The 5,860-nt window shown below is 49.2% G+C and carries 4 protein-coding genes and 1 pseudogene; all 5 read right to left on the bottom strand.

The window, feature by feature from the left end; all coding sequences use genetic code 11:
* Nucleotides 1-170: 170 nt before the first annotated feature.
* The 5 genes and pseudogenes from CPT76_RS06325 to CPT76_RS06310 all read right to left on the bottom strand — a co-directional run bounded on the left by CPT76_RS06325 (nucleotide 171) and on the right by CPT76_RS06310 (nucleotide 5,346).
* Complete coding sequence (locus CPT76_RS06325; RefSeq protein ID WP_258168142.1) at nucleotides 171-1,796, bottom strand: DUF4185 domain-containing protein; 1,626 nt, start codon at nucleotides 1,794-1,796, stop codon at nucleotides 171-173.
* Nucleotides 1,797-1,857: 61 nt separating this feature from the next.
* Nucleotides 1,858-3,153, bottom strand: a complete 1,296-nt coding sequence (locus CPT76_RS06320; RefSeq protein WP_258168141.1) for a type 2 periplasmic-binding domain-containing protein — start codon at nucleotides 3,151-3,153, stop codon at nucleotides 1,858-1,860.
* A 65-nt stretch (nucleotides 3,154-3,218) separates the two neighbouring features.
* The gene (locus CPT76_RS39085; RefSeq protein WP_258168140.1) at nucleotides 3,219-3,485 is read right to left on the bottom strand and encodes a hypothetical protein; all 267 of its coding nucleotides are present in this window, start codon (nucleotides 3,483-3,485) and stop codon (nucleotides 3,219-3,221) included.
* A gap of 81 nt (nucleotides 3,486-3,566) precedes the next feature.
* Nucleotides 3,567-4,463 carry a carbohydrate ABC transporter permease gene (locus tag CPT76_RS06315; RefSeq protein WP_105442276.1) on the bottom strand — a complete coding sequence of 299 codons (897 nt, stop codon included), beginning with the start codon at nucleotides 4,461-4,463 and terminating at the stop codon, nucleotides 3,567-3,569.
* A gap of 11 nt (nucleotides 4,464-4,474) precedes the next feature.
* Nucleotides 4,475-5,346 (bottom strand): annotated as a pseudogene (locus tag CPT76_RS06310) (ABC transporter permease).
* Nucleotides 5,347-5,860 lie beyond the last annotated feature (514 nt).

Here is a 5,860-nt window from a genome sequence, read left to right as displayed (position 1 = left end):
TATTCCCTTCCGCCTGAGCCGCCATCGCGGCGCCCGGCGCCGTCATGACCGTCAGCATGACACAGGTCCAGATGCCCGCGCTTTTCCAAGGCTTCCATTTCATTTCGTTTACCTCCTGGGCGGAGTGCCCTATTGGGATCAGCGAATAATGTCCGCTTCCGCATCAGCCGTCACTTGCGGTTCTGAACTGGCTCAAGACCAAGCCGCGGATCGTCAAGATTCAGCTTGTACATGACCTGGTTGTAGTTGTAGCGCGGTGTTGGAGTATGGTCTGTATACGTATTCGTATAGGTCGCCTCGAAGTAAATGACGCGTCCGCCGTCTTTAAAGAAGAACTTGTGCTGGGCCGGGTTATAGAAGGTATAGTTGTTATGCGTAATGATCTTCTTCGCCGTCGTCCAAGGGCCTTGGGGCGAGTCTGCTTCCGCGTACCACATTTCCCCGAGAACCGACGTTTTGCCCATCACCTGCTGTCCGATCATGACATAGCGCTGACGGTAATCATTCCATTCGACGGAGCTTTGGGCCAGCGAAACCTCTTCGCCGGTATCGGCATCTTTCAGCTGATAGTAGCGCGGGTCGTCCGCCTTGATCAGGCCAAACCCGATCAATTCTTTTTCTTGATCCTGGGTCAGCACCGGGGTGTTCTTCTTCCAGCCCCATACCAGCTTGCCGTTCTGGTCGCGCTCAAGGGACGTATTCGCGCCGTCGTAAGCCGCTCCCGGCGTCAGGCACGTAAACGACTCGTATTGGGTATAGTCGGTGATGGCGTCGTAGCTGGCGGCCACACGTAAGTTCGGGATCCGGTGCTCGGTAAACAGCCAGTAGCCCTTGCCGTTCTCCTCGTAATAGGTCGCCTGACCGCCCGGATGGCGCCAATCGTCCTTGGAAGGGAACTGGACAGCCTGTTCGAACTGCTCCGTCTGATCGTTGAAGACGAGGATGCCACGCGCAACGATGTCAGGGTTTAACGTCGTGTAACCCGTTAGCAGACGCTCTTTTCCCGTGCTGTCCTTTGCTGTCATCAGACCGAAAATCCAAGCCATGTTTCCTCCGTCGGGAAGCGTCGGCACCATGCTTTTGGCAAATCCGTCCTCTTTGGTAAAATACTTCAGATTCACGCCGACATCCGGATCAAGCCCGCCGTTTTGCGGCAGCTCCGACGTCGCGCCCGTCGTGCGGAAATTTCCCAGCGGGTAGGCGGGTCTGTCCGTATCGCCCCAGAACCAGTACAGCTTCCCGTTGTATTCGATCGTCTGCACGGAATCCTGGCCCATAATCAGACCGTTGATAACCGGCTGTTGAATCGGCGTATTCAAACCGAGCAGCAGACTGTCCCGATAAATGCCCTGGCCGGTCACCCGGTACAGCCGCTCGGCAATGTTGACCCGGTTCATCTGTAGCGTAACGCTGCCGCCAGGCGTAACTTCGACCGCCTGCCCGCGGTTGCCGAACATGTCGGCGGGAATTTCGTAGCCGTCGCTGGACATATGGAAGAAGACCGTCGTATCCATCAACCCCGGTTCGTCAAATGCCACGACGCCCGCACTGTCCGTATAATACAAAATGTTATTCGTCGTCTTCAGCTCAACCAACGGAATGCCCCGGCCCGTCTCGGCATCCACGATCTTGATCATGAACGGCTCCTGTACCTTTTTTAACGTGCTGCCTGCTTTTTGCTCGGCGCTACTTCCTGCAGCCTGGGCCGGCGTAACGCCCGGTGCCATCGTGACTAACAGCAGCGCGGCGCAGGTCCATGCACCCGCCTGCTTCCACATTTTCATCTTCAATACCATCTCGGCTTCCTCCCGACTTCTTGTCGATTTGTCATTGGTGGAATGGTCTCGATGCTGTTGGTTAGGACGTTTTGGACTGGACTCTTTGGGCCGCATCGTTGTAAATCTTCAACACTTTGTCGATATCGCCCATTTTTTTAACCTGATCGATAAATTTCGGCCAGTTGTCAAAGCTCTGCTTCCCGGCGACAAACTTTGCCTGCTCTTCCGTAACGAACGTTTTGATCGGATTCATGATCTCGGATATTTCCTGGCTTTCGTCCGGTGTGAACTGGATGGCCGGCTCGCTGTACCACGAAGGGACATAATCGTTGTTCGGCATTGGCAGACTTGTCAGATAAGGCGACTTTTCAAGCGGGACTTCCTCATACTTGCCGTTAAATACGGTATAATCCGTTGCGGCAAAATCTACAAATGCTCTGGCATCGTTGACCATTTGCAAACCCGGGTTATAATTTTTGCTTGCCCGGATCCCGTACTTATCCCCTTCCAGCCATGGATCCTTCGCCGTTTTAAACGAATCCATAAAGGTCGGATTGCCGTCTTCTCCAATTTTGTAGGTCGTTCCTTCAATTCCCCAAGTCACGAGCCTGATGTTTTCGTCGGAATACTGTAAATCGATCAGCTTGATTAATTCTTCCGGATTTTTGGCTTTAGAGCTGATGCAGAACGTGGCCCAGCCCAGGTCCGGGGTATTTCCGTTCGTCGCTTCCTGCCATGCCTTTCCGTACTTCGGATTGTCCGGGTACAGCGAAACTGCAAATATTTTGCCGTCATCCGCATTCCTTGTGTAATCTCCCGGCTCCGTAAACCACTGGGTCAGCCACATGAAAGTATCGCCATTCATCGCCTTCTTCCGGATCGTGTCGTCCGTATCAATCGTATACTCGGGATCCAGCAGCTGCTCCGAATACAGCTTGTTCGCGAACTGAAGGGCGTCTTTATACCCTTCATTAAAAATGCCGTACACGTATTTGCTGCCATCCCAGTAAATGTCGTCCTTGATGTGATTCGCCGAGAAGAGCGATCTTAAACTGTTCCATTTCGTATCCACCGGGTACTTATCGGGATACAGCTGTTTCAGCTTTTTGGCCGCGTCATAAAATTCATCCAGCGTTTCCGGAATTTTGATGTTGTTCGCTTTGAATACATCGTATCTGTAAGCGGATACGTTTTGAATCAGCAAGCCTTTATCCTCCGGAAATCTGGGTGTCGAAGTTTCTTTGAATGAGTACATTTTCCCTTCGGGATTGGTCACACGCGCCATGCCGTTCTTCACCTTGCTGAGATAGTTCATATAGTTGGGCATTAAATCCTTATATTGGCTGAGCTCAAGAATTTGGCCTTGTTCAGCCATGTCCGTGATATCGTAAAATAATGGCGCGAAAAAATACCGTCAAATCGTCGCTCGCAATCGTGAGCTTACTTTTTCGTCATATTCCGATGACGGAATATAATTAACTTAATATTCAGTTTTTTGCCCAGCTTGGCTTCCATCTGCTTTTTCCATTCCTTGCCGATCATGCTGTTCTCGTTGTCCACCCCGCTCGACGGAAGCGTGACAGAAAAAGATAACGTGTCGCCATCCGCAGAATCCTTGGAAGTCTCGTCGGACTTGGAGCAGGCCGTTACGGAAAAGGCCAGCATGCAAGCCAGGATCAGGCTGAGCATTTTTGCTTTTTTAACCATCCCAATTCCTCCTTGAAATTTGATTATTTTAATATGGCGTAAAAGAATTTTTCCTCTTACATCCATGTTGAACATATGATGTCAGCCCTTAATCGCTCCCACTAATACGCCCTTCGTAAAATGCTTTTGAAAGAATGGGTAAATCGCCATAATAGGGAACATCGTAATGATGATCACGCTCATTCGGATCGCCTTCGGATCAAGCGTTGATCCCGATGAATTGATGGCCACGTTACCGGCGCCTACCCTGCCTTGGATCGCGTTGGTATCCAGCGCAAACAAATAGTTTCGCAGAATCATTTGCAGCGGATACTTATCCTGATCCTTAAGATAGATTAGCGCTTCAAACCAGCTGTTCCAGCTTCCTACCAAACCAAATAAGGCAAATGTCGCAAGCAATGCCTTCGACAACGGCAGTACGATTCGGAACAGGACGACGACATCGTTTGCTCCATCCATGACTGCCGATTCTTTCAGCTCTGCCGGCACATTCGAAAAGAAGGTTCGGAACAAAAACACATTGTAAGCTCCAACCGCGCCGGGAAGGATCATGACCCAAACGGTGTCAAGCAGATGCAGACTGCGCATTAGCAGGTAAGTAGGAATTAAGCCCCCGCTGAAAAACATGGTGATCATCAGAAAGATGGTGATAAATTTCTTTCCCGCAAATCCGGGAATGGTCAGCGGATAAGCCAGAAGCGAGGTAAACAGCAGCATAATACCGGTAGAACCTACCGCGTAAAGGATGGAATTCAGATACCCCTTATAAATGAGCGAGTCTTTAAATACGTCTGCGTAAGCCTGTACGGTAAAGCCTTTCGGCCAAATCGTAACGCTTCCCGAGGCGATGTACTTCCCGCTGCTGAAGGAGGTAGCGATAATATTCAGAATGGGGTACAGCACAACGACAAGGATCAACAGCATGATGAAAATATTAAAGGCGTCAAACACTCTGGAACCGAAGCTGATTTTTCTCAAGATTATCCCCCCTAAAACAAACTCGTCTCCGAGACTTTGCGGCTGACCCAATTGGAAATGTACAAGATGACAAAGGAGATGACCGACATAAATAATCCGATGGCCGTGGTGTACTCGTATCTTGCGCCGAGGATCCCCTGACGGTATACATACGATCCAATGACGTCAGCCACGCTGTAAGTTTCAGGCGAATACAGCAGAATAATTTTCTGAAAATCGGATCCCAGAATTCCGCCCAAGGCAAAAATCAGCAGAATGATCGTTGTCGGTTTGATCGAGGGCCAGGTAATGTGCACGATCTTTTTCCACCGGCTCGCTCCGTCCACTTCCGCCACATCGTAATAGGTCGGGTCGATCCCGCTCAAAGCGGCAAGGTAAATGATTGTTCCAAAGCCAACCCCCTGCCATATGCCGGAAGAGATGAAGATCGTCCGGAAATAACCCGGCTCCAGCAGAAACATGATCGGGGTGCCGCCGAAGTATGTAATGATTTGGTTGAAGAGGCCGTCTCTCGCCGTAAAGTCCTTCAGCATCCCCGCAACGATAACTACCGAAATAAAATGAGGAAAGTAAGAAACGGTCTGGCGAGGATAATAGGTGCAGGAAACGACCACAGCAGCGTATACAAACCTAGAAGCAGCGTGTTTTTTAACACACGGAAAGCCATCGGGTCATGAAAAAACGTGGTGAAATATTTAAAGCCGACCCAAGGACTTCCCATAATCCCCTTTGATGCGTTGTAATCCTTGAAGGCGATGGTGATTCCATACATCGGAAAGTAGCTGAAGACCAGCACCGTGATCATACCGGGCAACACCATCAGGTACAGATATCGGTGTTTCCACAGTTTGGACCATCGCTTTTTATTGGTTGCCGCCAACATAAACACCCCTTTTCTAGTTACTTCAAGTCATCGTTTGAACTCCGGCCGTTCTTCACCGAAAAACCACATCGGATACGATCGCCCTTGAAAGCGCATTCAATTCATGCTGTTAAATACCTTCTCCCCGAGATCGAAACGCTTTCAAACAGGCGTGCAAGCTTAAATCTCTGCAACGGTTAAGACGGTTAGACAAAAATTAAACGTACTCATCAAGCAGGTAAAACCATATGCATTTTCCCCGGAGTTATTATGCTAAGCGAAGGATAACACATACTAATTTGGCCGTCAATATATAGATTTATGATTTTATTACAACGTTATTAGTATACCATTCATTCACACCGGCACAAATCTCATATTTCCGGATAAAATCAACAATTTTCAAGATAAATCGCATCGACAACCTATCTACTCGACCCGGATTTATACAATAAAGTTGAGTTAGTTCGCACCACTTGGTATACTATTTAACAAACAATGCGTTATAAGTAAGTATATCGTCCATATAAGAGGT

The organism is Paenibacillus sp. AR247 (assembly GCF_002968895.1).
Taxonomy (GTDB): Bacteria; Bacillota; Bacilli; order Paenibacillales; family Paenibacillaceae; genus Paenibacillus_AQ; species Paenibacillus_AQ favisporus.
Note: the sequence above shows the minus strand (reverse complement) of the source record. Positions and strands in the feature narration are given on the sequence as shown.

Excerpts from the sequence above, each read along its gene's own strand:
- CPT76_RS06325 (WP_258168142.1), bottom strand. The coding sequence starts at position 1,796 with ATGGTATTGAAGATGAAAATGTGGAAGCAGGCGGGTGCATGGACCTGC.
- CPT76_RS06320 (WP_258168141.1), bottom strand. The coding sequence starts at position 3,153 with ATGGCTGAACAAGGCCAAATTCTTGAGCTCAGCCAATATAAGGATTTA.
- CPT76_RS39085 (WP_258168140.1), bottom strand. The coding sequence starts at position 3,485 with ATGGTTAAAAAAGCAAAAATGCTCAGCCTGATCCTGGCTTGCATGCTG.